A 23,007-nucleotide genomic window follows, 5' to 3' on the forward strand; every position below is an offset into this window, starting at 1 on the left:
GCGCTGAATGCGTCGCCGGGTCGTCGCCCCGTCGTCAGCCGAAGTCGTTCGTGGCGGGCGTGGGGCCGGTGGTGACGGTGTCGTCGTACGTCGGCATGTTGGTGCCGTAGGAGGTGCGCGGGTCGGGCGGAGTGGCGCCGTCGTGGGCGACGGGGTGGCTCTCGCCCGCGCCGGGACGCAGTACGGCGGGCATGGCGCCGGGCGTGGCCTGGGTGGCGGTGTCCGTGCCGGTGTGTTCGAAGTCCTGGGATACGCGTTCGTCGTTCCACTCGTGGCCGTCCGCGGAGGACCTGAGGTTGGCCCCGCCGGCCTCGACGCGGGCGTGCAGTCCGTCGAGGGCGGGCTTCCAGCTCGTGGCGAGCTCCGTCAGGGCGGGGCCCATGGACCAGCCGGTGAGGGAGCCGCCGGCCGTGTCGGCCTCCTTGACGGCCTTGTCGGCGGGGGGCTTCATGGTGTCGGCTATGCCGTCGCAGGCCCCGGCGGAGGCGCGGAGCTCGGCGGGGTCGACGTTGGTGCCCTGGGACACGTCGGCTTCCTCTCGGGGATCTCGGGAGACGGACAGGGGTCAGAACTTTTGTTGCTCGGCTCCGGGTGGGAGCAGGCACGGGGTCCGTACGGCGAAGGAGAAGCGTTGCGGCTTCGTCTTGCCGGAGCCGACCGTCCCCGCTTCCACCCGGTAGTCGTTCTTCTTGTTCCGCGCCCGGAAGACCGCGGACGCGTACGCGCTCTTGAACTCCCGGTAGGAGGTCACCTCGTAGCCCTGAGACGGGAGTTGGCTGCGGAGCTTGCGGACCATGCGGGTGTGTTCGGTGGCGGGGGCTGGCGAGTTGACGTAGTAGAAGAGGGTGTAACGGCCGTCCTTCGCCACCTCGTCGTTCTCGCCGACGCAGGGCTCGTAGACCGTCTTGGCGGTGTCGGGGAGCAGTTCGGCGCCGGTGAGTTCGGCCATGCTGGCGGTGGTGTCCTTCGCCCACCGCAGCGCGTCCTCCCGTGCCTTCCGGGGCAGCGGACTGTTCACACCCTTCGGGGATGCGTCGTCCTGGGACGCGCAACCGGCCACCAGGAGCAGGGCGAAGGAGATCGCGGCCGTCGCGCGGCCGGCGACCTTCAGACCACGAGCCACTGGGTTCATCAGCCTGGACCTCGGCGTTCCTGTCGGGGGTTGAGGACTGCGGACTCAGAACTGCTGTTGCTCGGCGCCGGGCGGGAGCAGGCAGGGCGTGCGTACGGCGAAGGAGAGGCGCTGGGGCTTCGTCCTGCCGGAACCGACGGTGTCCGCGGTGACCAGGTAGGAGCTCCTGGTGTCGCGGGCCCGGAACACCGCGGACGCGTAGGCGTTCTCGAACTCCCGGTACGCGGTGACCTCGTAGCCCTGCTGAGGCAGCTCGCGGCGGAGCGTGCGGACGACGCGGGTGTGGTCCGTGACGGGAGCGGGCGAGTTGACGTAGTAGAAGAGGCTGTAGCGGCCGTCGATCGCCACCTCGTCGTTCCGGCCCAAGCAGGCCTCGAAGTTGGCCCTGGCCGTCCACGGGTCGAGTTCGACGCCGGTGAGGTGGGCCAGGTAAGTGGTGTACTCCTCGGCCCACTTCACGGCGGCGTTCTTGTCCACTCGGGGAAGCGGGGCGTTCGGATCCATGCGGCGGTCCGTCGTCGAGGACATGCGGGCTCCAGTCGGGAACAGGCAGGAACAGCGGGCAGGAAAGGCGGCCGGGAATTACGGCGTCACAGGCCGGGGACGATCTGGGCCTCCGGCGGCACGTCGCTTCCTTCCTTCGGCACCTCGGTGGGCTGCTTGCCCGCGATGACGGCCCCCTGGTTGGCGAGGGAGTCGCTGCCGTCGTCCCAGTAACCGCTGTGGCCGTGGGTGTCGACCTCGAAGTTGTTGCCGCCGAAGTCCGCGAGCATCGGGTCCCGGCCGAGGGTGAGGTCGGAGGCGTGGTTGATGACGGCGTCGTCCTTCGCACCGCCGATCCACACGTGCTCGGGGTCCATCTGCAGGTCGCTCGCGTGGTCCACGGTCATGCCCGGGCTGCCGACCACCATGACGTCGTCGGCGCCCAGGCCGGGGCCTCCGGAAGCCGCCGCGCCGACGACGGTGGAGCCGTAGCTGTGCCCGATGACGGTGGTGTGACTGGGCGATCCGTCGTGCGCGGCGTGCGTGCCCGCCACGAACTGCCGCAGGTCGGGGGCGCCGTCCTCGGCCCGCCCGGTTCCGCCGACGCTGTCGAAGTCGGTCATGGACGCCTCGGGGGCGTCGTAGCCGAGCCAGGTGATCATCGCGACGCTCTCGCCGTCGGACTGCTGCTCCGCCGACGACTGCAGTTTGCCGATGCGGGTGATCTGGCCGGGTACGGCGTCCATGTTGGTGTTGGTGCCGGGTACCAGGATCCCGGTGTGGGCAGCGGTGTCCGGGTTGCCCATGGCGACGATGGCCCGGCCGTCGTCCTTGGAGTCGTAGCCGAGCAGGTACAACTCCTTGCCCTTGGGCGCGCCGTCGGCCTGCTCCAACTGGTCGTTGAGCACTTCGAGGTTGTTCAGGCGCCGGTTGACCGTCTCGTCGGAGTCGCCGGGGAAGCCTTCGTCCCAGTTGCCCTCCTGGATGAGGTTCAACTCCTGGGTGAGGGCGGTGCGGTTGGCGTCGTCGCGTACGTCCGAGGGCAGGCCGTCGGTCGCGCCGATCTCCTTCGGGTAGAGCGTGGTGTAGGTCTCGCGTTCCTCGGGGCTGAGGGCCTTCCACCACTCTGCGGCGGCCTTCGGGTCGCCCTCGGGGATCTGCGGGCCCTGTACGCCGATGGCCTTCATGGCGTTCTTGACGTCCTGCGCGGACTCCGCTGACGCGTCATGGCTGGTCGGATCGGTGAGGATGTCGCCGTCGAGTTCGGCGAGGGCCTTGGCGCCGTCGTCACTGGCCTTGCGGGCGTCGGCCAGGGCGGCGTCGATGTCGGCGCGGTACTGGCCGAGCAGGGTGTCGCGGTCGGCGATGATCTGCCGTGCGTCGGGGTCCTGGTGGGGAAGGTCGGCCGTCGACGGGTCGGTGATCGTGCCGTCGGCGTCGACCTCGAAGTGGTCAGCCTCCGCGCGTCGCACGGTGTTGCGCAGGTCCGTCTGGGCCGCCTCCATCCAGGACCTCGTGGTGTCCAGCACCTCGGCGACGGCCATCGCCTCGGTCTCGACGACGCCGATCCGCGACTCGACGTCCTCCAGGTAGAACAGGGCCGCGTCGGCGTCGTCGCCCTTCCAGGACGCGTGCAGCGGGCCGGTGACCTGACGGCGGTGGCGGTCAGTGAGGGTGTCCATGGTCGTCGACAGGTCGCGCCAGGCCTTGGCCGCCGCTTCCAGGTCGGAGAAGTCCTGCTTCATCAGGCGGGAGAAGTCAGAGGCCACGACGGCCTCGTCCCGGCCCGGCGTTCAAGTCTCCTTCAGGGCACGGCAAAACAACCTCAAAAGGCATAAGACAACCCCCGTTGTACCTGCTCACTCATGAGTTCGAGGCGCACAGATTAGCCGACCAGCGGCTCGGGCGGGCGAGTCAGGGGGTTGGACCAGGGGCGGGGCCGAGGCGCGAAGGCTGCCATCCGACCTCAGTGCCGAGCCGTACGCCCGCCGCGGTTGCCGCCCGAGCCGTGCACGGGTGCGTCCCGCTCCGCGCGCTCGCGGTCCAGTTCGGCCTGCTGCCGGGCGTCCCACGCCCCGAACTGCGCCTTGGACTGCTGCTGTCCGGCGTACGTCTGGTCCTCGGCGGCCCGGCGCATCTCGTGCAGGCGCTGGTAGACGGCCTCGGTGTAACGAGGGTCCTGGAAGGCGTCCTTGACGTCGACGTTCCCGCTCAGCACCGACTGCGCCATGTCGCGCAGGGCCGGGTCGAGCGAGGTCGCGCCGGCGATGGTACGCAGGGAACGGCGCAGTCGCAGGGCCTGTTCGGGGTCATGGGCGACCCCCATCAGTTCCTCGTCCTGGATCTCCCGGTCCGCGGTCATGGGCGGGATACGTCCTTCCTGCTGCGTGCTGATGATGAAGGTCGGGGGCGGCGATTCACCCGGGTGGCCGGGGGCCGGGTGGCCGGGGGCCGGGTGGCCGGGGGCCGGGTGGCCGGGGGCCGGGTGGCCGGAGGTCATCCGAACTCGCTGCGCGCCCAGTCCTGGGCGCCGCCACCACTGTGCGAGGAGCCGGAGCGCGAGGCGGAGGAGGCCGCTGCTACCGGCCTGTCGGCGTCGGACGCCTGCGTGGCCCCGGTACCGGAGGAGGAAGTGGACGCGGCCGCGTCGGACGCCTCCCCGCCCTGGCCGCTGTCTCCGCCGTCTCCGCTGCCGCCGCTGTGCCCGCTCAGCGCATCGACGCCGTGCTGCACCCGGTTGCCGACCGCCCCAGTGACCTTCTCGGTGGCAGCGTCGACGGCACCGTCCACATGCCCCTGTACGTCCGTGTAACCGGCGACGGTGGAGCCCTCGCCACCCCTCACCTCGTTCTTGAGGCCGTCGACGTACTCGCCGGCCGCGTCCTTGGCGACGCCCGCCGTCTCACCGAAGTCGATGCCGGAACGCTCGTCGAAGTAGGTCTCGATGCCCTGCTGGCCGATGTTCTGCGCCATGCCGATGGCGGCGTCCTTGGCCTTCTCCTTGGCGGCGTCGACAACCTTCTCCTGGACGAACTTCTTCGCCTCTTCCTTGATCTTGTCCTTGGCGAACTGCTTGACCTTCTCCTTGGTGACCTTCTCCAGCTGCTCCTTGGCGATCTTCTTCAGGGCGTCCATGGTGGCGTGCTCCATGGCCTTGGTGATCGCCTGCATGACCTCCTGCTTGAGCTTGTTCAGCAGCTCGCGGACGATCACACGGGTGGCCTGGGTGGCGCCGAGCGCGCCGACCTCGGAGAGACCGAAGGTGAAGGGGGCAGACGCCTGCGCTGCGATGATCTCGACGGCCAGCGCGATGAGTTGGGCGATCACGGCCAGTTTCGCGGTGAGCACCGCGATCGCCGCCGCGTCGAAGGCGAGGGCGATCACTTCGCACGCGAGCTGCGCGTCGGGGAGATACCTGTCGTCGCCGCCGGAGCCGGTGTAGGCGCCCCAGGCCTTGCTGAAGCCGTCCACGGCCGTTCCGGCGTTGCCGGCGACGACGGTACGGGCGTAGCCCTCGCCGGCCGCCTGGATCTCCTCGAGTGTCCTGCCGAAATCCCGCCAGGTCTCGGCGACTTGGTGCAGTGCTTCTTCGTCGGCCTCGGGCCAGGAGTAGCCGAGGAGGTCGAGCACCCAGACGAGCTCGCTGGGGAGTGTGAGCGCCATACTGATAGCCCCGTTATTTATTTGGATTCTTAGAGATTGCCGACTTCGCTGATGATCCCGCTCAGCTGACCACTGTTCGACGCGTCCGAGGCGTCGTAATTGACGGCCATGTCCTCAAGGTTGTGGCCGATCTGCTCGAGCCGCTTCGCGAGACTGTCCATCGATGTGAAGAGGCCGTCGCGAATCGGCGTGTAGACCTGACCGAAGAGCTCTCCGAAGTCGGCGTCGTCCCACGGCTCACCCAGACCGTCGAGATCGTCCTGAAGCTTCTTGGAGGCTTTGGAGAAAACACCCCCGAGCTCTGCGAAATTCTGCCCTTGTTTCTTGAGCACCGTCGTGTCGACGTCAAAGGTGTCGAATCCCACGTTCTCCCCCGGACTCCCTTTGCTGCAGTTCATATTGGACGACAGACCGATACCTTAGACTCCTCGCGCACGACCGAGCGAACCCGCTGGTCAAGAGATCGTCAAGTTCCCCGGGGGGACGTCAACAGTGGTGACCACACAGCAGAGTTACGCCAGCGCACGGGCCCTGTGGGTGGGAAGACTCCTCGGCCTGGGACTGATCCTGTTGGCCGCGGTCATCGCGGCGGTGACCGTCCCGGAACTTCGCAGCGAACTCGCCGGTGAGGGCACGGACGGAACCCTCACTGTTTCTTCATGCGAAGTGCACACGAAACCCCACTACGGCACGCGCCGGCGGACAACGGAACTCAAGTTCGGTTGCACGGGGACCTGGACGGCACGCAGTGGTGGCACCACGTACGAAGACGTGACGGTGGAAACTTCGTCCCGCCTGGAAAGCGGAGCGAAAATCGACGTCGTACAGGCGGACGGGACGTTCACACTTCCGGAGGACCGGGCCCCCGCCAAGGACATCGCGATTCTCGCCTTCTGCCTCGCCTTGCTGACATTCGGCACCTTCTGCCTCCTCACCGGCTTCGGCACCCGCAACGGCCCCGGCCTGGCGGCCTCCTGGCAGAGAATCCCGGGCGGAAATGTGACGGGGTACGCGCTGGGCGGTGTATTCGTCGCCGGAGCGGTGACAGCACTCGCGTGTGCACTAGCAGTCTGATTTCTGTTTCCGAGTTCTGATTCCAAATACCTGATCTCCGAGTTCTGAGTTCTGAGATCGAAGTTCTGAGGGACCCCTCAATGACCCAAGTACATGGGAACACCGCGCCGGACACCGCCGCCCGGGGAGACCGAACCGGCCTCGCCCGCCTCATCGGCGCCGGCCTGATCCTCGTGGGCGTCGTCCTCCTGGGCCTGGGCGCCTACCTCGGCCCCGTCCGCTACGCGACGTCAACGCCGGGCAAACTCACCGTCGAGACGTGCACGGTGGACTACAAGTACCGCAGCTCGTCGAGCAGTTCACGGAAGAAGACCAAGACCAGGTGGTGCTACGGCACCTTCACCGCCGACAACGGCTCGGCGAGGGACCTCAACGCCGAGTTGAAGAGCGACGCGCTCTACCAGAAGGGCCACGTCCTCGACGCCCGTCGCAGCGGTGACACCAACTACCAGCTGGACCGAGGCTGGGTCTACGCCATCGCGCTGGGATGCGCATGGGGCTTCGGCGCGCTGATCGCGCTCGCGGCCGGAGTCTTCGTCGCTGTCACGGGCTTCCCGTACGGGGAGGGGGAGAGCCCGAGACTGTTCCGGATCTGCATGGTGCTGATGGGTGTGGGTGTGCTCGGACTCGCCGTCAGCTTGCTGGTTGCGTTCTTCGCGTGACGGCAGATCCATGCAGACCCAGAAGGAATGGGCCTAGAACAGCCACACCCCGAAGGCCACCAACACCGCGCCGAACGCGACGAAGACTCCGGCCGTCACGGCGAGCGGTCGCAGTTGCTTGCGGCGACGCGCCGGATCGAGACCGCGCCATGTGCTGCGTGCCGCGTACACCCCGACGAGCGCGATCACAGACCCGAGCACCACGGCCAGCAGGCCGAAGAACTTGGCCCAGGTGTAGGGGTGGTCCGGGTTCGGTGTCCACACGGCAGCGAGGTCGACGGCGTTCGGTACTCTCACTCGTCCTTCTCGTCCTTCTCGTCCTTCTCGTCCTTCTCGTCCTTCAACAGGTCCTGCAGGTCGGACTCGATACCTGAACCAGCGCGTCGAAGCCCGTGTTCAGGGCGGGCTTGGCTGACGCGTGGTTCTGCCCGGCGCCGATGGCACCCGTAACGGCGTTGGTGACTGCGTATACCAATGCGGGTGAATCGGGATGGGTCTCGATGTCCCAGATGTCGGAATCGCCAGCCCTGGGATATGACGCAGCCACCTGGCTCTCATCATTGGACGCCTCAATCACACAAACTGCCGTACGAAGAGATGATTTGACCAGCGCTTGACCGACCCATGTAAGGTTCCGGGAGGCTTGGGCGACCGGTAGAAGGCGCCTGGGCCCAGTGCGTCCAGAACAGACCGGGGAGAAACCGGCCCATGGGGGATTACTTCAAGACGGATATCGGGCAACTCGAGCAGTTCCTGACGAACTTGGAGAGATGCGTCGACGAACTCAGCGAGGCCCGCTCTGCTCTCGATCACGTACGGGCCGACCAAATCGGCACCACCCGCCTCGACGAGGCATGCGACAAGTTCCAGGACGAGTGGAAGTACGGCACGGACAAGACCAAGGAAATGGTCCACTCGATCAAGGACGGCGTGAAATCCAACAAGAAGGGCTACGAAGAGGTCGAGGAGGCCTTGGCTAAGGTCCTCAAGCAAATCGCGGCCAAGAGCACCTCAGGCGGCGCCGGGGGCGGCAAGTAGTGGCAGCCAATCCTTATCCCAACATCGGTTGGAACCCCGTACCGGGCATCCCTGCCGAGGTCGCGAAGCTGCAGCAGAAGGTTGCCTCGGCCGCCACTGCGTTGGAGAACACACACCGACAGCTCACCAAGCTCACGGCCGAGAGCAGCTACTGGGAGGGCGACGCAGCCGAGCAGTTTCGCCAGAACCTCGAGGGCGACCTGCCGAAGTACATCAAGAAGGCCGCCTCGGCGCTACGCTCCGCAGCCACTCAACTGCACAAGTGGGACGGCCGGTTGACCTCCAATCGGGAGTTGGCGAAGAAGTACGACGACGACGCGGCCGAGAAGAAGGCCGCGGTCGGCAAGGCCAGGAGTGCATACGACCAGGCCGCCCAGCACCCGGACCTCAAGCTGGCCAATCAGACCTTCCCATCTCAGGAGGAAGCCGACGACGCGACCGCGCGGCTGCGTTCCGCCGAACGGGATCTGAACGCGGCAAGCAACGCCCTCACCAAGGCCAATAACGAGTACGAGTCACTCAACCGCAAGATCAAGGAGCTGGAGTCCGAGCACTCCCACGAGGCCGAGATCGTGGCCAAAGCTCTGGAGGCAACGGCGGAAAAGGCTCCCGACAAGGGATTCTGGGAGAGCGTCGGCGATATTCTCGAATCCGCTGGAAGCTTCTTGGCCGAGCATGCGGGCACCATCGGTGCCATCGCCGGCCTCCTCGCCCTTTTCCCCGCCCTGGCACCCATCATGGGACCGATCGCCCTTATCGCGAGCGCGGTGTCCATGGGCAAAAACCTCTCCGACGATGAGTTCCGCAAGAACTTGATGTTCGAGGGAAGCGGCATGGACATCTTCTCCGCCTATGCGTCCATGGCCGGCGACATGGTCGGCATGGTTCCGGGGGGAAAGGCACTGGGCATCGCAGCCAAGGAGGGCTTCGAAGGTGTGGCTGACGGAGCCAACCTCGGCGGGAAGACCTGGGCCGGCATGAAGGGCGGGTTCCTCGGAGTGGGCCGGTCGGCGGCAGACGAGGCCACTGACGCCTGGAGGGCTGCCGGGGACAGCGCGATGGGCTCGGTGAAGCTCATGGGGGACATCAAGGTCAACATGGTGAACGTCGCCGCGAACGGCGTGTCTTCCGCGGAGAGCTTCGGCCTCGTCGACGACAAGGGCACCGAGCACAACGCCGCTGAGAGCACGAAGGCCGCCGCGACGGGACATGCCATCGCCGGACTGCTTGGCCTCGTATGACCCGCGTCGGCGAGAACGAAGGCAACGAATGACCCTGACCGGACCGACCACCGTACCGCTGGACACACGCAGGCCGTCCTTCTGGTACGGGCTCCCCGTCGGCTACATGTCGCTGGACCTCAACCCGTCAGCCGAACAGCTCACGGAACTCATCAACCAACTCCGCGAAGTGCCCGAGCAAGCGCGGAGCGAAACGGATCGGGCCCTGCGCCTGTACGCGGGCATCATCAACCTGCTCAACTCCAACAACGTGCAGGAGTGCGCCCTCGGGCTCCACCCTGACGAAGCCAGTGGTGTCACCGTGTCGGTGTTCACGGTGTCGACGGTGGCGGCGCCGGGAAACGCCAAGCTCGTGGTGGCCGGCCTCGCAGCTAGCGCCGCGAGCAACTGCAATGAAGGCGTGCGCCCCCTAGCGCTGCCGTCTGGTCTCGGCTATTTGTCCGAAAAGCTGGTGGCCGCCCCGCGGTCGTCTCGGAGGCCGGACTTGAATCAGACTCTGCCCAGCCACATTTGGCAGGGCATCGTCGCGGTGCCGGCGCCAGCCTCTTCAGAACTCATCGTGCTTCAGATGGTGACCCCTAATCTGCACGCGGCCGACGACTATCGCAACATACTCCTCGGCATCGCCCGCACCTTGACCTTCACGGACCCTGAGCGACCCGCCACGGATGGCTCGGCCGCCGAGGATTCGGAGGCGCTGACCGGTGCCGCCGCCACCATGCGAAACGACTTCGGGTAGCACCACCGAACTGGGAAGGACTACAGGAGAACTCGTGCCGCACAACATCCAAGGCGCACAAGCCCCTGGCATACCGGAGGCCGCCACGCTCCGTGGAAAGCTGACTACCCGGATGTGGTGGACGGCTAGCCGCAACACCGCAATCTACGCGCTCATGGCGTTCGGAGTGCCCCCGTTGGGTGCGGCAGCGAATCGCGCCGGCATGTCCTGGATCTTTATCATCGGGGGCCCGATGATCCTCGTCGGCATCTTCGGTCTCGTCGCCACGCTCCGTACTCTCGCTGGCGCGGTTCTCCTCACACGCATCTGCCGCAAGACGCTGGCCCTCTACGCCTTCGACACCTTCTGCCCGCAGATCACAAAAGTGGACGGCGCCCAGGCGACCAGAGGGCGCCCGAAGATCATGACTCTAAGGCTGCACACCGAGGAGGACCATGAGTGGCCCGTCATGCGGATCAACCCGCTGCCGCGGCGGGGTCCTTGGTGCAATCCTTGGCCGGAAGGCATCGAGAAAGGCGTGTACATAGCGGGAGATGAGCCCTTCGGTGCTGTCGGATATGTGCCAAGCTCCCGAACTTTCTTCCTCATGCAGCCAAACGACTGGGAAGGGGCTGCTCATGAACGAAAGTCGGCGGCCCCTGACCGGGTAACCCGAGCCCAGCACGCCGGCCTCACGCGGCGGATCATCTAGTGGGTTGGAGACGCTGTTCCCCGCGTCAGATGCCAAGCACAGGTACCCGTGAATGCGCGCGGGGCGCCGTTTCGTCGTGAGGCGCGCCTCGACGCTGCGGCACGGTCCGCTTGCGGGGCGCAATGGGTGATGGGACGGCCGGCATTCAGAGCCCCTGACGTACCTCACACCCAGCCGAGTGCACGATTCAGCTGGTTACCGAGATCCTCGGCTCCTGTCCAACAGCTGTGCGTGCGCCATTTTTGGTCCCCCTTGTGCCGTGCCTAGAGCCCGGGGCGGAGGAACCGCAATCCGGATCCCTCCCTGTCCGAAGGCCTTGCGCATAGCTACTTGCGACCGAGCTCTGCCATACACCGGTCTACGGTCACCGTGTTGGGTCGTGATGCGGTGGTTGCTGCGCATAGGGATTGGGGTGCTGGGGAGACTGGGGCGGAGCAGCGGGGTAGCCATATGCCTGGTTGTGGGGCTGAGATGGGAACGGTTGTTGAACCGGCGGAGGCATCAACTGTTGGGCTGGGTAAGCACGGTTGGGGTAAGTGCCGTTCGTCTCGGCACCGTTCTGTGTGGCTCGGCGGCTGCGGGCGACAACCAAGCTGGTGATGATGCCGATCACGGCCAGCAGGCCAATGACGCCGACGAGGAGGACGATTGCGCCCACGGAGGTGTATCCCTTCGTCTTCGAGTTCTCAGTCGCTGAGCTGGTGCTGCCTTTGGATGCATCGTCGACCAGTTGGACCCGGCCGAGCGGATTCCCTTCCGGCCCCTTGGGAATGTTCATGGTGAGGGCTGAGTAGGGGCGGACGATGCCGTAGCCGTACTCTTTGTCCGGTGCCTTCAGGCCCTTGTGATGGAGGAACGAAGCGGACTTGATCAGCCGGTTGATGACCTGGCCCGCAGTGAGATCGGGATACTTGGCCCGGACCAGTGCCACAGCGGCTGATACATACGCGGTTGCATCAGAGGTGCCATCAGACAAGCCGTATTGTGGGGACCGTTTGGGGTTGGCGGCGACGATGTCGACGCCAGGCGCCATGAGGGTGAGTCCCTTTCCCGTATTGGATTCATCCCACCGATTGGCATTTCTGTCGACAGCGCCGACGGCCACGACCCCAGGAAGAGCTGCCGGTTCGGATACGGTGCTGAATCCGTCATTGCCCGCACCCGCGACGACTACGACGTCATGAGCCTGCGCGTATGCGATCGCTTGACGCCCGTCACTGAGCGTGTGCCCACCATCGTTTGCGAAGGACAGGTTGATGACCTTCGCGCCATGGTCAACTGCGTAGCGAACGGCGGCACCCCAAGTCTCATCTGCATTCCTGTCGGCAGCTGTCTGAAGAGTACGCAGCGGCAAAATCTTGGCCTTTGGCGCGAGCCCTTTCACACCGGAGTCGTTTCCTGCGCCGTGCCCGTGGCCGGCGATGAGGCTTGCCATGGCGGTGCCATGACCCTGGATGTCCTGCTGGGCATTTCCTCCGCCGGTGAAGTCCTTGCCTTCAAGGACCTGCCCACTCAGATCGGGGTGACCGGCGTCCACGCCACTGTCCACGACAGCAACGATGACACCCTCGCCCTGAGACTGAGCCCACATGTCATCAACCGAGAAGACGTCCATGACCCACTGGCGGTCTCTCACGTAGTCTGCCGAGGCACTGGGAGCCGCGGCCATGAGAAGTACTCCCGCGAGTGTTGCGGCTCCTGTGATGGACCGCATCCGCTTGAATGCCAATCGACTCTCCAGTTAATGCTGATGTGATCTGCCTGGCTTGCGCCGAACGACGTCAGGCCTCGGGAACTTGAAAAAATTGGCACACTGGCTTAGAAGCAGCGATGCCACGGGTAAAACGCACTCGCGAAGAAAGCAGGTCAGGTCGCTGGAGGCGCAGGGCACACGTTCGGAGGAGTGGATTCCCTGGCGCGGCATCGAGCGCCTCAGTAGAAACACCACTCTCTTCAACGACTCTGTCTGGTTGTAGGTCACCCGCTGAACTCGCGTGCCTGCAGTGCCATGCAGGCGTCATCGATCCCCCACGCCGAACTCTGAAATACCTACTGCCCTTGATGCGGGGGCTGTTGGGCGTACGGGTTGGGTTACTGCGGGGACTGTCCCGGAGGGGCGGGGTAGCCCTGATTGGGGGGCGTGTTGGGGTACTGCTGGTAGCCCGTCGGGGGCTGGGGCGGGTAGCCCGTGCCATGCGGGGGCATACCGCCGCCGGAGCCGGGGCCGCCGCTGCCGCGGTTTCGGCGACTGCGGATCACCGCGAAGACGATGCCGAGGACGATTACGGCGGCTGCGATGCCGGCGATGAGGAGGATGCCGCTGGAGGACGACTTGTCCTTCTTGACCGCCTGACTCGGACTCTCGTTACCGGAGGCCGAGCCGGACTGCGTTGACGTGGACGGCGAGGCTTGGGCGAGGGGGCCCTCCTTGGGTCCCTTCGGGATGTCCATCGTCAACGCTGAGCCCGGACGGGCGATGCCGTACCCGAGTTCCTTGTCCGGGGCCTTCTTGCCGGTGTTGTTCAGGAACGACGCCGACTTCACCAGACGGTTGATGATCTGGCCTGCGGTGAGGTCGGGGTACTTGGAGCGGAGGAGGGCGACGATGGCGGAAACATAAGCGCTGGATCCCGAGGTCCCGTCCGCTACCGCGTAACCGCTTTTTGTGGTCGGGTCAGCCTGTGCAACTTCAACTCCAGGCGCTGCGACAGTCACCTTTCCAGTGTTGGAATTGGACCAAAACTTGAGTCCCTGATCTACAGCTGTAACAGCGACTACGCCAGGCAGTGCGGCCGGATAGCTCACGGTGCTCGCATCATTGCCAGTGGCTGCCACCACAACTACATCATGGGCTTCCGCATATGCGACCGCCTTCGCCGCTTTCGACCCGGGGTACGAATTATCATCGCCAAGCGAGAGGTTGATGACGGAAGCGCCTTGATCTACGGCATAGCGGATCCCGGACGCCAGACTTGCAGTAACGAACTTGCTACCAGCCAGGTCCACGCGAACCGGAAGAATTTTTGCTTTCGGCGCAAGTCCCATCACGCCAGCAGAGTTGTTGGCCCCGTGTCCATGGCCAGCAATGAGGCTGGCCATGGCAGTGCCATGCCCCTCAGTGTCGCGATGCGGAGTTCCCGCTCCTGTGAAGTCTTTACCCGGAAGAACTTGTCCGGTGAGGTCCGGATGGGCGGCGTCGACGCCTGAGTCGACTACAGCGACCGTTACACCAGCGCCCTGTGACGTCTTCCAAACCTTTTCTGCGCTATACACGGTCAACGGCCACTGAGCGTCTCGTACTTGATCCGCCGACGCAATTGGGGCCGAAGTGAGGAGCAAGGCTCCTGTCAACGCCACGACACCCGTCGTGGACCAGACTCGCTTGAAACCCAACTCCCTGCTCCTCACTCAGCTGCGGCTGGAGTCACCAGCCCGATAAATGGGCCGACTCCGACCTTACGCCAGGCCCGCTTACACGCTTACTCGATGGTCCGCGGCACGTTGCGGTTGCGGTCCTCTTCCGAGATCCAGGTCTCTTCGTCCTCGACCAAGTAGTCGGGACGGTCGCCCTGGCTGTTCTCCTTCTTGGACTTACGGCCCTTGCCACCGGCTCCGCCGGCACCTGCCTGCGTTCCGCCGCGGCTACCGTGCAAGCCTGCGCCGCCGCCGGCGCCCTTGCCGACTCCCTTGGCAGCACCAACGACACCACCACGGGCCCTCGCGAGTGCTCCGCGACCGCCGGCGCTTGCGCCGCCTCGACCGGCCGCCCCAGCACCGGCACCACCGCCCATGCCGCCCATACCCGCTCGGCCACCGACACCTCGGCCTGCTGCCGCGCCGCCACCGGCCAAGCCACCGCGACCGCCCATGGCGCCGATGCCGCCGCGTGCGGCAGCGCCGCCCGCGAGGCCGCCTGCTTCGCCAGCAGCCAGAATGCCCGGGCTCATAGATCCACCAGCTCCGAGATTGCCGACGCTGCCTCCACCAACGCTAGGTCCGCCAACACCCGTGCTGGGACCAGGTCCACTCATACCCGGCGAGATACTGTCCACATTCGTCTTGGCTGTTGGGACAGCTGGAAGCTGCGAACCGCCTGTGATGCCTTGATCACGCGGAACCGTCGGAGACGGCTTAATGCTCGCCGTCGGGCCTGCGCTCCAAGGCTTAGCTGTGGTTCCTGCCCTACTTGGAGCCGAACCGCCAGCAGATGGAACAGAGATGGGGGGCGGCATTGGCGTACTAGGGTTCGGCGGCGAGAATGGGTCGTTCTTGTCCCTGTCGAAATATTGTGGACTCGCATAGGCCTTGTAATTAACCCCCAACTGCTCCATAATCGCCACCCCCTTCAACTGCTCTTCCTTACCCTTGGACAAGGAATCCGCGTTGGCCTGGCGGGCGGCGTCCGTGCTCACGCCCTTGTTGATGTCGGCGAGGAGCTGTTCGTCGCTGCGGTTGTCGTCCGTGAGTTTGTCCCAGGCCCGGTCCCAACCGGAGGGCTCATTGACGTCCCGCATCTTGCTCATTGAGTTGCGAAGGTCGTTCTGAACGGCGTGCATGGTTTCGCCGTAGTGGTTGGCCCATGCGGCCGCGTTGCGGACGTTCCCCATGATTTCGTTGGCCTTCTTGCGGAAGGCCTCGGCCGCGTCGCCCTCCCAGTGCTCGAGGACGTTTTCCACGGCGCTCTGCATCATGCCCGCGACGCTGTCCTTCGAGGAGACCGAGTCAACACCGCCGGTCTTGGGGTCACCGTCGCCGCCCGACAGGATGTTGTGCACGGACTTCCAGTGCTGACTGACCTCGTAGATGCGGTTGGGGTCCGCGTCCAGGATCAGGGAGCGCAGCTCGGGGATACCCATCTTCATGAAATGGGTGTCGAGCTTGCTGCGGTCCGGACCCCCCATTCCACCATCGGGCAGTGACTCGAGCTTCTCGTCGTGCTTGTCCTTGATCCGCTGCTTCTGTGCCTCTTGCTGGGCCTTGATCTGCTCTTCGGTAGGCGTGTAGCCGTAGCCGTACATCTTCGAACATCCCCTCCGTCAGTGACCGGTCGCCGAACCGCCTAGTAAGCGGACCCACCCTTGGGAGTCGCGCTGACGCCCTGTGCGTTTGCGTGCTCCTGGTTGCTGTACTTGTCCCTGACCTTCGAGGTGCTGGTACCGAAGTCGTCGATCAGCTTGTGCAGATCCTTGATCATGTTCTCGATCCTGGTCTTCTGCTTCTGGTGGGCCTCGTGAAGTTCGTTGGACTCCAGGAACTTCTCACTGCCGAAGGCACTGCTCGGGATGTCCGTCTCGTACTTGGCCTTGGTGTTGGCCTTGTCCATGTCCGAGAGGAGGCCGTTGAGCTTTCGGATGACCTCATCCAGGGCGCTCAGATCGACCCGCATTCCGTTACTCATACCCCGTTGTCCTCTCCCCTGTTATTCAAGTTCTCAGCACCGTTCAGCGTCGGCCTCATCGGTCGGCCCGCCCGGTTCGCCGGCTCCGCCAATCCCGCACAGCCACCCCGCTCCCCGCCACCACCAGTACCAGGGCCAAGCCGGTTCCCAGTACGTAGATGGCCGTTCGGCGTTCCTTTTCGGCCTCGCTCTCGCCCATGGTCACCGCCATGGGGACGACTCCGCCAGTGCCGGCCCGCACGGGCGGGTCGGGGGTCGGGGACGTGGCCGGGGTGGAGGTGTCCGACAGGGCGGCCACCGGGTCGACGACGCCCCATCCGGTGAACTGGTTGGGTCCCCGGCCCGGCCGTTGGGCCGTCTGCTCGATCCGGGTGGCGATCTGGGCCGCCTTCCAGGTCGGGTGCGCCTGCTTCAGCAGGGCCGCGACGCCCGCCACGTACGGCGCCGCGAAGCTCGTGCCGTCGGCCGTGCACTGGCCGCCCTTCGGGACCGTCGAGACCATGTCGACGCCGGGGGCCGCCACGTCCACGAAGTCGCCGGACTGGGAGAAGTAGGCGCGTTCGTCGTTGCGGTCGGAGGCCGCGACGGCCAGGACGCCGTCGTACGAAGCCGGGTACGTGTCCGCGGACTTGCCGTCGGCGCCGTCGTTGCCGGCGGCGGCGACGATGAGTGCGCCCGCGTTCACGGCGGCCGTCACCGCGCTGCGCAGCGTCGGGTCGTCCTTCTTGTTCGCGGTGTCCGACGAGATGTTGATGATGTCCACGCCCTTGGCGACCGCCGCGCGGATCGCCGAGGCCATGGTTCCCGAGTTGCCCTGCTTGTTCGCTCCGCCGGTGTAGCGGAGGGACAGGATCTTGGCTTCGGGCGCGATCCCCTCGAACCCGGTGCCCTTAATCGGGCGGGCCGCGATGATGCCCGCCACGCGAGTGCCGTGACCCTCCCGGTCCTGGGTGGCCGAGCCGTCGACGAAGGACTTGCTGCCCGGGGCCATCGCGTCGGTGAGCTGGCGGTTGGAGCTGTCGACGCCCGTGTCGATCACCGCGACCGTCACGCCCTTGCCCGTCGCCTGGGCCCACAGCTGGTCCAGCAGCACCCGCTGCAGCGACCACGGCGTGGACTTGATGACGCCGCCCCCGAAGACGCACTCCCCGCTCGCCGCCAGGCCGAAGTCCGCGCGACCGGGGGCGGGGTGACCGTCAGAGGCCAGCGCCGGCGGCGTCGACGCCAGGCAGACCCCGGCGGCCGCGAGCACGCCGAGGACCCGCTGCGCCGCGCGGGTTCCGGTGCCGCGGCCGTTACGGCCGTTGTGGCTACGCGAACGGGCTCTGCGGCCCTTCACGTTCAGGCCCCTCATTGTCCAGGCCCCCAGGGCTTCCTCGACGTCCGAGACGTACTGCTGACGAGTGTGAAGATTTGCGGGATTTGCTGTGTGTCGCCCCGCACGGTTCGGGCACGGACCCGGAGCAGAGCTCGGCCCAGCGGACGCCGTGGCGTCGGCTGGGCCGATTCTCTTCATCTCAGGTCCCTCAGGCCCTCGGGTCGCCGACGGGCTCAGCCCCAGGTGGCGGCGTTGCTCTTCTCGGTGGCCTGGTAGTTGTCGGCCGCGTTCTGCAGGGCGGTGGAGATCTTCAGCAGGGTGGAGTGTAGGTCCTGGGCGGTCTGGTCCCACTCGCGCTGCTTGCGCTGGTAGCCCTCCTGCGCTTCGCCCTCCCAGGTGGCGGCGACGCGCTTGACGGAGGCCTCGAGGTCCTCGAGCTGCTGCTTGATACGGCCGGCCGTGGTGCGGACGTCGGTGGACGCGTTGGTGATCGTTGCGTAATTGACGAGGATCGACATCGTCAGTTCCCTTTCAGGAAGAGTGGTGGAAGGCAGTGGAGTGCTGATCCGGGCGATTCGGGGGCGAGAACCTCCGACGGCCTGCTGGATCAGCCGAAGTCCGACATGATCTTGCTGATCTCGGAGTTCTGCTGGTCCTCGGACGCGGAGTAGTTGCTCCGCGTGGAGTCCACGGCTTCCTTGATGTCGTTGAGAATGTCGCTCATCTTCTTCGCGTCCGCGTTCCACCGCTCCTGCAGCTGGTGGTAGGACGTGGCCGCCTGGCCCTTCCAGCCGCCGGCGATCTGCTCGATGACGCCGTTGAGGCGGCGGATCTCGCCCTGCAGCTGGCCGTTGACGGTGTTGATGTCACCGGAGAGCTTGGTGAGTTCGTCCTCTGTTACCCGGAACTGGCCGGCCATGATGAACCTTCCCCCATGTCGTCGTTCATGTTTGTCGGATCCGGGAAACCTGCCAGGTGCCCGGAGAAGCTTCGCACCGTTGAGCGCTGCAAACACTCTATCGTCAGCCTGTCACTCATCCACTGACAGGACCAATCAGTTACACGGCTCACACACTTGAGCGACGCTCTCGTGACCCATGTGCCGTCTTACCCTCAAGTGCGCTTTCTGATACGTCCGTTGGCCGCCGACAAACGGCCCCGCAGGTCACTGGCTCTGTTCCTGCTTCGCGCCGCCCGTGTCCAGTGTGGGTCCCTTCGGGATGAACGTCGCCCACGTCTGCGGCACGATCGCCGGCCTGGAGACGTCCTCGTAGCCGAGGCGCGTACGCGCCTTGTCCGTCTCGCTCGGCTCCCCGGACGACGTGGACGCCGAGGAGGCCGAACTCCCCTTCGCCGTGCTGTCGTTGTTCGACGGCAGCGAGTAGCGCAGACCCGTGTCGGTCAGCAGGTACCACGCGCCGCCTCCGCCCGCCGCGCCCATGACCTCCTGGAACAGCAGGCCCGAGCCCGAGGACACGTAGGCGCTCAGCGAGTCGGCGATGACCTTCTTCGGGTATGTCGTCCCGGCCCACGCCGCCAGCTGCGGCTTCTTGTCCGCGCCGATCGTGCCGTCGTAGACGCTGCACGAGGTGGTGCGGGCCTCTCCCGTGGCCGTGGTCGCCGGGTTGGCCTGCCGCGGGACGGTCTGGGGCCAGCCCTGGTCGCCGTAGAACGGGTCCGCGGGGCCGCCGTTGGCCTGGATGATCACGCCGGAGGAGACCTTGGTGGGGCTGGTGTTCTGGGCCTGCGGCGACTGCATCAACAGCTGCGCGACGAACGGCGTGACGACGGCGACCTTGTCCTTGAGGACGACGTAGTACTGCATGCCCTGCGCGTCCGGCGCCTCCAGGACCTGGCCCACCGTGCTCGCCCCGCTGGGCAGCCCCTTGACGGAGGTCGTGCCGCCGGAGCCGGGGACCTTCGGGAAGGTGATGACGCCGCGCGGGTTGAGGGTGCGCAGCCATTCCTGGCTCACCGGCTGCGCCTTGGCCGTGCTGCCGATGACGACGGAGCGCAACTGCTGCATGGTGGCCGCGTCACTGACCGAGGGACCGCCGAGCCAGAAGAGGTTGCCCTTGCCGTCGACCAGGTACTCACGGGCGGTCTTGGGGTCCTTGACGTACAGGGCCTGGCCGGGGCCCACCTTGCCCGTGCCGTTCAGGGACTTGGCGTCCGCGGCGTCCATGACGAACACCGCGCGGTCGATGTTGCCGTCCTCGGTGCTGCCCGAGCCCTGCGCGGGGCGCTCGCACACCGCCCACGTCTTCGTCTTCTCCGCGTCGCTCGCGGAGGGCAGCCGGTCGGGGGCGTACGGGATGCCGAGGGTGGCGCCGTGCGCGATGTCGCTCTTGTCGATCTCCTTGCCGGAGACCTCCAGGACGCTGCCCTTGCCCTTGTCCAACAGGAGTTTGGCGGAGGCGTAGTTGAGGACGGGGTGCAGCGTCGGGACCTTCTTGCCGCTCGACGTCTCGTCGGGGAGCACCACGTAACGCGTCGTGGAGTCGCTGTCGACGATGATGTACTCGCCGGGCTTGTCCCAGCCCGCGGGCGCCGTCGGCTTGATCACGCCCCAGGCGATGAAGCCCACCACCAGGACGACCCCGAGCGCCAGGCTGGGCGTCACCGTGCGGACCGGCCGCGGGGCGCCTTCCTCCGAGCCGCCCGGTGACGGCGCGAGGAAGGCCGCGACGGTGCGCTTGCGAGCGAAGTTGTAGGCGGCGAGCTCGTCCTGACGCTTGGCCATGGTCCCCGTTTCTCCCGTTTCGTACTGCTCGATCGTGTCCGAAGTGCCCACGGTGCCCGCGGGTGTGCGGACTGCCCGCGGTGCACGGACCGCCCGCGGTGCACGGACTGCCCGCGGTGCGTGCAGTGCCCCCACCGTCCGCAGTGCCTGCAGTGCCCGCACTGTCCGCAGTGCCCGTACTGCCCGCCCTGCTCGATCGCGTCTGTGATGTCCGATCGCCAACGCGAAGCGGCTGAGGCACCTTCGGTCGCGCAGGCACCTACTATGCCCTGCGCCGTGGGAGGACGGTTCACCAGGTGTTCGGCCGACCCCGCATCTTCACAGAGCTTCACCACAGCGCTCCACCACGCGAGGCGGCTCCGTGACAGGGTGGCCACCTGGGGTTTCGGTGTCCCGTGTGTCGCCCGCCGTCGCGCAACGGGTACCGTGAGCCGCCCACATGGTTGTCGTGGGCCCAGCGAGCGGCCACTGAATTCGCGAAAGGGATGTCCCGGGGGATGAGCAGCGCTACGAGCACTCGGCGCGGACGCCGCGCACAGCAGCCACAAGGGGGCCCGGGCGACAGACGTACGACGGCTGCACCGCCCGCCGCCGTCGCCGCGTCGCCGCGCACGCTGCCCCGGCCGGGCGGCCTGGGTCCGGTACGACTGCAACAGCTCATCCTGGTGGAACTCGCGGCGGCGGTCCTGCTCGCCGCATGGGCCGCTGACGTCTCCTGGCTGCTGGTGCCGGCCGGCGTCGTGGCCGTCCTGCTGCTGCTCCTGGCGGTCCTGCGCCGCGCCCGACGGCCTCTGCCCGAGTGGTACGAGACCACGCGCGCCCTCCGGCAGCGCCGCCGCGACGCCAAGCTGCCCGTGCCGCCCGGCACGGAGGCGATGCTGGCCCCGGTGGTGGAGTGCGACCCGGCCCTGCGGACGTACGCCTTCGTCTCCCGTGACAACCGCCAGATCGGCATGATCGGCGACGGGACCTTTCTGACGGCCGTCCTGTTCGTGCAGCCCGCCGACGAACCGCTGCGCCCCGCGGCGGCCCACCGGCAACTGCCGCTGAAGCTCGTCCAGGACGCCCTGGAGGTCGACGGCATCCGGCTGGCCTCCGCGCAGGTCGTGCAGCACACCCAGCCGGCGCCCGCCCCGCACCTGCCCCAACAGTCGCTCGCCGCACGGTCGTACGGCCCCCTGCAGGCCCAGGTAGGTTCGCCCGCGCTGCGCCTGACCTGGGTCGCCCTCAAGCTCGATCCGGAGCTGTGCCCGGAGGCGGTGCAGGCGCGCGGGGACGGTGTCCCCGGGGCGCAGAAGGCGCTGCTGCGGGTGGCCGACCAGCTGTCGAGCCGGCTGGCCGGCGCCGGCTTCAAGGCGACCATCCTCGACGAGACCGAGCTGGTGCAGGCGCTGGCGACGTCCAGCTGCCTCAACCCGCGCTCCAGCCAGCAGCACGCCGCCCAGGACGGGCGGAGCCAGCGCCGTACGGTCGAGGCGGTGAAGACCTGGCGGGTCGACGACCGCTGGCACACCACGTACTGGGTGTCCCGCTGGCCGCAGTTGGGCAACGGCGGGGTGTCGCTGCCCGAGCTGGTCACGCGGCTCACCTCGCTGCCGGTGCTCGCCACGACGTTCAGCATGACCCTGAGCAAGGCCGGCAACCGCGGTGTCTCGCTCGCCGGACACATCCGGGTGACCGCCCGCGGCGACGACGAACTCGGCCAGGTGGGACGGGAGTTGGAGCGGGCCGCAAGCGCCGCGAAGGTCGGTCTCGTCCGTCTCGACCGGGAGCAGGTGCCCGGGGCCCTCGCGACTCTGCCGCTCGGAGGTACCTACTGATGTCCCAGCCAACTCCGGCCATGACCCAGGGACAGCAGAACCGCGCCCCCGGCCGTACGCCCGCCCACGTGGCCTCGCCCACCGACACCGGCATGATCCCGATCATCCGGCAGCCGGAGACCTCGCAGCAGCAACGGCGCATCGCCAGCCCGGGGTTCGGGTTGCGCGGGCCGCGCCGCAACCGTCATGTCGTCGCCGCCGAGGAGCTCGCAGCGATCAGCATGCCGATCGGTGACGACGGTGTGCTCATCGGCACCGACGCGGAAGGGCAGCCGGCCGTGCTCGGCCTGTCCCGGCCGACCCCGTTCGACGTCGTCCTCGTGGGCGGTCTGTGGCTCGCCCAGGTGCTGGCGCTGCGCGCCGCCGCGACGGGCGCGCGCGTGGGTGTCGAGACCGGGCGCCCCCAGGCCTGGCAGCAGTTGGCGCAGGCGGCGGGCGGCGGCCAGCAGTGCGTGACGGTGTATCCGGTGGGCCGGGTGCCCGCGCAGGGGCCGTCGGTGTCCAGTCCGGTGGTGTTGATCCGGGACTGCGGTATTCGTCCACCGCGCGGGCGGGTGACCTCCGTGCCGTGGCAGGCCGTCGTGACGGTGCTGCCCTTCGTCAGCGAGCACGCGCCGCGCTGGCTGGCCCAGGCGCATCTCGTCGGTGTTCAGCGCATCTCGCCGTTCGAGACGGAGGTCGTGCGCGACACGTTGGGCATTCCCGAGGAGCAACTCCAGCACCTGCCGACCCTTCACGACGGCGTCGCCATGTGGTGCACTCGCAAGCATCAGAAGTTCGTCATGACCGAACCCACCGACGCGGAGACGGGGCTGCTCGGCGTGGCCCGCCGTATGGACTGACGTGTCGTCGTCCGTGGGCGCGGGGGCGGAGCCCGAACGAGCCGCGCCCACGGGGCATTTCGTACGGTCCCCGGGAACGGTTCGTCAGGACCCTCCGTCCGCGCCCACGAGGCTCGTCCGCCCCTGCACGCGGAACTTCGCCGTCCAGGGCCGTCCGAGCCCG

The 23,007-nt window shown here is 67.0% G+C and carries 24 protein-coding genes; 8 read left to right on the top strand and 16 right to left on the bottom strand.

Annotated features, from left to right (window positions below; genetic code table 11):
• Nucleotides 1-34: 34 nt before the first annotated feature.
• The 7 genes from ACIGDI_RS30260 to ACIGDI_RS30290 form a co-directional block, all read right to left on the bottom strand.
• Nucleotides 35-526 (bottom strand): hypothetical protein, encoded by a 492-nt coding sequence (locus ACIGDI_RS30260; protein WP_399903161.1) that lies wholly within the window; start codon nt 524-526, stop codon nt 35-37.
• Nucleotides 527-565: 39 nt separating this feature from the next.
• On the bottom strand, nt 566-1,132 hold the full coding sequence (locus ACIGDI_RS30265) for a hypothetical protein (RefSeq protein WP_399903164.1): 567 nt from the start codon (nt 1,130-1,132) through the stop codon (nt 566-568).
• Between the two features lie 45 nt (nt 1,133-1,177).
• Entirely contained in the window at nt 1,178-1,660 is a 483-nt protein-coding gene (locus ACIGDI_RS30270) for a hypothetical protein (protein ID WP_399903167.1), read from the bottom strand.
• A gap of 62 nt (nt 1,661-1,722) precedes the next feature.
• A complete protein-coding gene (locus tag ACIGDI_RS30275; protein ID WP_399903170.1) occupies nt 1,723-3,384 on the bottom strand; it encodes an alpha/beta hydrolase in 1,662 nt (553 codons plus the stop codon).
• Nucleotides 3,385-3,581: 197 nt separating this feature from the next.
• Entirely contained in the window at nt 3,582-3,977 is a 396-nt protein-coding gene (locus tag ACIGDI_RS30280; RefSeq protein ID WP_399903173.1) for a hypothetical protein, read from the bottom strand.
• A gap of 134 nt (nt 3,978-4,111) precedes the next feature.
• Nucleotides 4,112-5,278 (bottom strand): PE-PGRS family protein, encoded by a 1,167-nt coding sequence (locus tag ACIGDI_RS30285; RefSeq protein WP_399903176.1) that lies wholly within the window; start codon nt 5,276-5,278, stop codon nt 4,112-4,114.
• A 29-nt stretch (nt 5,279-5,307) separates the two neighbouring features.
• Nucleotides 5,308-5,643 carry a hypothetical protein gene (locus ACIGDI_RS30290; RefSeq protein ID WP_399903178.1) on the bottom strand — a complete coding sequence of 112 codons (336 nt, stop codon included), beginning with the start codon at nt 5,641-5,643 and terminating at the stop codon, nt 5,308-5,310.
• 130 nt (nt 5,644-5,773) lie between these two features.
• On the opposite strand from ACIGDI_RS30290, the gene ACIGDI_RS30295 reads away from it, so the two are divergent.
• The gene (locus ACIGDI_RS30295) at nt 5,774-6,352 is read left to right on the top strand and encodes a hypothetical protein (RefSeq protein WP_399903181.1); all 579 of its coding nucleotides are present in this window, start codon (nt 5,774-5,776) and stop codon (nt 6,350-6,352) included.
• Nucleotides 6,353-6,432: 80 nt separating this feature from the next.
• Nucleotides 6,433-7,014 carry a hypothetical protein gene (locus ACIGDI_RS30300; RefSeq protein ID WP_399903184.1) on the top strand — a complete coding sequence of 194 codons (582 nt, stop codon included), beginning with the start codon at nt 6,433-6,435 and terminating at the stop codon, nt 7,012-7,014.
• 33 nt (nt 7,015-7,047) lie between these two features.
• On the opposite strand, the gene ACIGDI_RS30305 is transcribed toward ACIGDI_RS30300, so the two are convergent.
• The gene (locus tag ACIGDI_RS30305; RefSeq protein WP_399903187.1) at nt 7,048-7,311 is read right to left on the bottom strand and encodes a hypothetical protein; all 264 of its coding nucleotides are present in this window, start codon (nt 7,309-7,311) and stop codon (nt 7,048-7,050) included.
• 411 nt (nt 7,312-7,722) lie between these two features.
• Between ACIGDI_RS30305 and ACIGDI_RS30310 the strand changes: the two genes are divergently transcribed.
• From ACIGDI_RS30310 to ACIGDI_RS30325, 4 genes are read left to right on the top strand one after another with little or no spacing between them, the layout of a single operon-like run.
• Nucleotides 7,723-8,052, top strand: a complete 330-nt coding sequence (locus ACIGDI_RS30310; protein WP_399903190.1) for a hypothetical protein — start codon at nt 7,723-7,725, stop codon at nt 8,050-8,052.
• Nucleotides 8,052-9,293: a putative T7SS-secreted protein gene (locus ACIGDI_RS30315; RefSeq protein ID WP_399903192.1), complete on the top strand. Its 1,242-nt coding sequence runs from the start codon at nt 8,052-8,054 to the stop codon at nt 9,291-9,293. The genes ACIGDI_RS30310 and ACIGDI_RS30315 overlap by 1 nt, the downstream gene beginning before the upstream one ends.
• 28 nt (nt 9,294-9,321) lie before the next feature.
• Nucleotides 9,322-10,032 (top strand): hypothetical protein, encoded by a 711-nt coding sequence (locus ACIGDI_RS30320; RefSeq protein ID WP_399903195.1) that lies wholly within the window; start codon nt 9,322-9,324, stop codon nt 10,030-10,032.
• Between the two features lie 34 nt (nt 10,033-10,066).
• A complete protein-coding gene (locus tag ACIGDI_RS30325; RefSeq protein WP_399903198.1) occupies nt 10,067-10,723 on the top strand; it encodes a hypothetical protein in 657 nt (218 codons plus the stop codon).
• Nucleotides 10,724-11,087: 364 nt separating this feature from the next.
• Here ACIGDI_RS30325 and mycP (ACIGDI_RS30330) read toward each other — a convergent pair whose 3' ends face one another.
• From mycP (ACIGDI_RS30330) to eccB, 8 genes are all read right to left on the bottom strand, one after another.
• A complete protein-coding gene (gene mycP, locus ACIGDI_RS30330) occupies nt 11,088-12,392 on the bottom strand; it encodes a type VII secretion-associated serine protease mycosin (RefSeq protein WP_399903201.1) in 1,305 nt (434 codons plus the stop codon).
• A gap of 422 nt (nt 12,393-12,814) precedes the next feature.
• On the bottom strand, nt 12,815-14,080 hold the full coding sequence (locus ACIGDI_RS30335) for a S8 family serine peptidase (protein WP_399903833.1): 1,266 nt from the start codon (nt 14,078-14,080) through the stop codon (nt 12,815-12,817).
• Nucleotides 14,081-14,202: 122 nt separating this feature from the next.
• A complete protein-coding gene (locus ACIGDI_RS30340) occupies nt 14,203-15,741 on the bottom strand; it encodes a hypothetical protein (protein WP_399903204.1) in 1,539 nt (512 codons plus the stop codon).
• 41 nt (nt 15,742-15,782) lie between these two features.
• Nucleotides 15,783-16,121, bottom strand: coding sequence for a hypothetical protein (locus ACIGDI_RS30345; RefSeq protein WP_272177414.1), 339 nt, complete (start codon nt 16,119-16,121; stop codon nt 15,783-15,785).
• Between the two features lie 55 nt (nt 16,122-16,176).
• Nucleotides 16,177-17,460: a type VII secretion-associated serine protease mycosin gene (mycP, locus tag ACIGDI_RS30350; protein ID WP_399903207.1), complete on the bottom strand. Its 1,284-nt coding sequence runs from the start codon at nt 17,458-17,460 to the stop codon at nt 16,177-16,179.
• A 212-nt stretch (nt 17,461-17,672) separates the two neighbouring features.
• Nucleotides 17,673-17,957: a WXG100 family type VII secretion target gene (locus ACIGDI_RS30355; protein WP_374192155.1), complete on the bottom strand. Its 285-nt coding sequence runs from the start codon at nt 17,955-17,957 to the stop codon at nt 17,673-17,675.
• A gap of 89 nt (nt 17,958-18,046) precedes the next feature.
• Nucleotides 18,047-18,358 (bottom strand): WXG100 family type VII secretion target, encoded by a 312-nt coding sequence (locus tag ACIGDI_RS30360; RefSeq protein WP_142142896.1) that lies wholly within the window; start codon nt 18,356-18,358, stop codon nt 18,047-18,049.
• A 246-nt stretch (nt 18,359-18,604) separates the two neighbouring features.
• Complete coding sequence (eccB, locus tag ACIGDI_RS30365; RefSeq protein WP_399903210.1) at nt 18,605-20,182, bottom strand: type VII secretion protein EccB; 1,578 nt, start codon at nt 20,180-20,182, stop codon at nt 18,605-18,607.
• 497 nt (nt 20,183-20,679) lie between these two features.
• On the opposite strand from eccB, the gene eccE reads away from it, so the two are divergent.
• Both eccE and ACIGDI_RS30375 read left to right on the top strand, forming a co-directional pair.
• Nucleotides 20,680-22,002: a type VII secretion protein EccE gene (gene eccE / locus ACIGDI_RS30370; protein WP_200702655.1), complete on the top strand. Its 1,323-nt coding sequence runs from the start codon at nt 20,680-20,682 to the stop codon at nt 22,000-22,002.
• Nucleotides 22,002-22,844, top strand: coding sequence for a hypothetical protein (locus tag ACIGDI_RS30375; RefSeq protein ID WP_399903213.1), 843 nt, complete (start codon nt 22,002-22,004; stop codon nt 22,842-22,844). Before eccE ends, ACIGDI_RS30375 begins: the two co-directional genes overlap by 1 nt.
• Nucleotides 22,845-23,007 lie beyond the last annotated feature (163 nt).

Source organism: Streptomyces sp. NPDC085900 (assembly GCF_044540925.1).
GTDB classification, from domain to species: domain Bacteria; phylum Actinomycetota; class Actinomycetes; order Streptomycetales; family Streptomycetaceae; genus Streptomyces; species Streptomyces gilvifuscus.

Coding starts and splice junctions, on each gene's coding strand:
- ACIGDI_RS30265 (WP_399903164.1), bottom strand. CDS start 1,132: ATGAACCCAGTGGCTCGTGGTCTGAAGGTCGCCGGCCGCGCGACGGCC.
- ACIGDI_RS30270 (WP_399903167.1), bottom strand. CDS start 1,660: ATGTCCTCGACGACGGACCGCCGCATGGATCCGAACGCCCCGCTTCCC.
- ACIGDI_RS30280 (WP_399903173.1), bottom strand. CDS start 3,977: ATGACCGCGGACCGGGAGATCCAGGACGAGGAACTGATGGGGGTCGCC.
- ACIGDI_RS30285 (WP_399903176.1), bottom strand. CDS start 5,278: ATGGCGCTCACACTCCCCAGCGAGCTCGTCTGGGTGCTCGACCTCCTC.
- ACIGDI_RS30300 (WP_399903184.1), top strand. CDS start 6,433: ATGACCCAAGTACATGGGAACACCGCGCCGGACACCGCCGCCCGGGGA.
- ACIGDI_RS30310 (WP_399903190.1), top strand. CDS start 7,723: ATGGGGGATTACTTCAAGACGGATATCGGGCAACTCGAGCAGTTCCTG.
- ACIGDI_RS30320 (WP_399903195.1), top strand. CDS start 9,322: ATGACCCTGACCGGACCGACCACCGTACCGCTGGACACACGCAGGCCG.
- mycP (WP_399903201.1), bottom strand. CDS start 12,392: ATGGCCGCGGCTCCCAGTGCCTCGGCAGACTACGTGAGAGACCGCCAG.
- ACIGDI_RS30340 (WP_399903204.1), bottom strand. CDS start 15,741: ATGTACGGCTACGGCTACACGCCTACCGAAGAGCAGATCAAGGCCCAG.
- ACIGDI_RS30345 (WP_272177414.1), bottom strand. CDS start 16,121: ATGAGTAACGGAATGCGGGTCGATCTGAGCGCCCTGGATGAGGTCATC.
- ACIGDI_RS30355 (WP_374192155.1), bottom strand. CDS start 17,957: ATGTCGATCCTCGTCAATTACGCAACGATCACCAACGCGTCCACCGAC.
- ACIGDI_RS30360 (WP_142142896.1), bottom strand. CDS start 18,358: ATGGCCGGCCAGTTCCGGGTAACAGAGGACGAACTCACCAAGCTCTCC.
- eccB (WP_399903210.1), bottom strand. CDS start 20,182: ATGGCCAAGCGTCAGGACGAGCTCGCCGCCTACAACTTCGCTCGCAAG.
- eccE (WP_200702655.1), top strand. CDS start 20,680: ATGAGCAGCGCTACGAGCACTCGGCGCGGACGCCGCGCACAGCAGCCA.
- ACIGDI_RS30375 (WP_399903213.1), top strand. CDS start 22,002: ATGTCCCAGCCAACTCCGGCCATGACCCAGGGACAGCAGAACCGCGCC.